Annotated in this window: 3 protein-coding genes; all 3 read right to left on the reverse strand. The window is 30.9% G+C overall.

The window, feature by feature from the left end; all coding sequences use genetic code 11:
• On the reverse strand, positions 1 to 459 hold a 459-nt coding region (locus tag N3F66_14950), incomplete at its 3' end, for a prepilin-type N-terminal cleavage/methylation domain-containing protein (GenBank protein MCX8125445.1).
• Positions 460 to 656: 197 nt separating this feature from the next.
• Entirely contained in the window at positions 657 to 1,313 is a 657-nt protein-coding gene (locus N3F66_14955) for a prepilin-type N-terminal cleavage/methylation domain-containing protein (protein ID MCX8125446.1), read from the reverse strand.
• 186 nt (positions 1,314 to 1,499) lie between these two features.
• The gene (locus N3F66_14960; protein ID MCX8125447.1) at positions 1,500 to 2,147 is read right to left on the reverse strand and encodes a hypothetical protein; all 648 of its coding nucleotides are present in this window, start codon (positions 2,145 to 2,147) and stop codon (positions 1,500 to 1,502) included.
• Positions 2,148 to 2,267: the final 120 nt, after the last annotated feature.

A 2,267-nucleotide genomic window follows, 5' to 3' on the forward strand; every position in this document is an offset into this window, starting at 1 on the left:
ACCACTTCCTTTTTCTATTCTTATTGCACCAAATCTGCTAATAACTGACTTATAGTAGGAGTTGCCATCACTAAGACATACATCACCAGTAAATATTGCAAATCCCCTTGGATCAAAGGCAGAACCTGACCCTGCTATTGAAACAAAATCATGTTCTATATTCAAAGTATTTAAGTCCGTACCTGTACAAATTCCTGTTCTGTTTGTTCCCATATTTACTACTCTTAATCTCTTGTTCGTAGTATCAACGCATAATCCCACGTTTATACTTCTTTCAATTGCTGTCATTTTCGCCCATCTTACAAGATTTTCCATTGAAGAAGTATATTCAATATATTTGTAAGTTCTATAAAACTTGGTTATTGAAGGAATAGCCACAGCTGAAAGTATAGTAATTAAAGCAATTACTACCATTAGTTCAACAAATGAAAATCCTTTGTTTTGTTTTATTTTTTTCATTTCTAACTTAAATGTATCACATCTTTAAATTTTTTGCAATTGTTTTTTATGTTTAAAAAATCGTCGGTTTCTAAAATTTTTACATACTTAACTAATATTACAGATACCATAATTTAGTAAATAGTTACTTTTGTATTGGTTAGATAATCCCTCTTATTACCTGCACCGCATTGAGGTTCATTTAAAAGTGGAGTGCCTCAAAAGGCAGTTCTCAAATTGTTGAATAAATTATCCAGTACTCTCTTTTGAAATTGAATTGTTCCATTGCCTGTATTGTTTATGGTTGCATTAGATGATGCATTTACTATCATTCCCTGCAGTTCAACCGCACCTGTTATACTTATAGTGGTTGCATAAGTGTAGATAAAACCATTAAATGTAAAATTACGAGGATTATTACTCACATTATAATCATTTATCGGTGTGTTGTCTCTCCAAAGGGTATAGCAATTTCTATTTGACGAAGAATCAAGACGACAACTTATCAATTGTGCAGTTGAACTACTTGCATCCCTTACAAATCCAAAACCATATAAATTCCCATAAAATATCACATCAGAACAATCATTTGTGGTAGTTATTGTCATACTTTTTGGATGGTCTGGACAAATATTACAATTACTTCTATGTGTTTTAGCAATGACTCCAACTCCCCATCTGTCAAAATATCTTGCTATAAGCTCAATTGATGGAGTTTTAGTTTCAATAGGGTCTGAAGCACTTTTTACATTTGTAAAAACTCTTAAAGAACCAGTATATGTTACTGCAACAGCGCCTAAAACAATTGCTAAAATTGCAATAACAACTAAAAGCTCAGTTAAAGAAAGTCCCTTATTATTTAGCTTTTTTACCATATATCTTAACTCTATCAAATTATTAAACTTTTCTCAACTGTCTGCATCTTCATTCTTAACTAACCCTACCAGTAATTTAGCATTTTTCCATCTTTCATTCATAACCCCTATCTCTTGTCATTCCGAACGAAGTGAGGAATCTCCTTTTCCATACTTAATAAAAACTCGTCTTTAAAACTGATAAAATCAAGCTTTCCATAATCCCAAAATCCATAGAGAGAAAAACACAATATACATGGCTATCCCTATTCTTAAAAATCTTTTGTTCACAGGTTTTGTGATCCCCTTTAAAATCATAAAAATAACAGAACCAATCCAACCTAATAGAGAAAAAATGGTCAAAGCTGACCAAGGCAAGGAAGGTGAATTGTCATAATTTAAAATTGCCATTTGCTCATTGTAAAGTCTATCATAATCAGAAACATTAAGATTATTATATTTCCATGCAATCTTTTCCCTTGCCCGCAAATCTGCAATCTTTGGTTTTATCCTTTCTATCACTTCGCTGTATGGCTGATAAAAGCTTTTTATTTGAATTAGGCTACTACGAAGAGTTTCATAACAGTAAAGTTTTTCATCATTTTCATTGAATTTTTCGCACATAGTTAAAAGTTCATTAATTGCTCTTTTTGTATAAGGACTAAGAGGAAAATGATTGAGAATAACCCTTTCTAATGCTTTAACTTTTTCTATATCTTTGCTGGCAAAAGCCTCATTGCTATGCTTATATTGATAAAAAGCAAGCCTAATAGATAAAACTATAAAAATTACAATTAGAACTATTAAACTTATAAAAATAACTTTACGGTAAGAGAAATGCCTTTCTTCTGTCATTGTATTTACCTATTCTTTCATAAATATCCATAAGATTTTCATTTTCTTTACCAATTAATATATTTACTCTATATGGTTCATGAGTATTGCCATATCTAATGGTTGTATCAAGTTTATAAG

It is taken from the genome of Spirochaetota bacterium, assembly GCA_026414805.1.
In the GTDB taxonomy this organism is placed as follows: Bacteria; Spirochaetota; UBA4802; order UBA4802; family UB4802; genus UBA4802.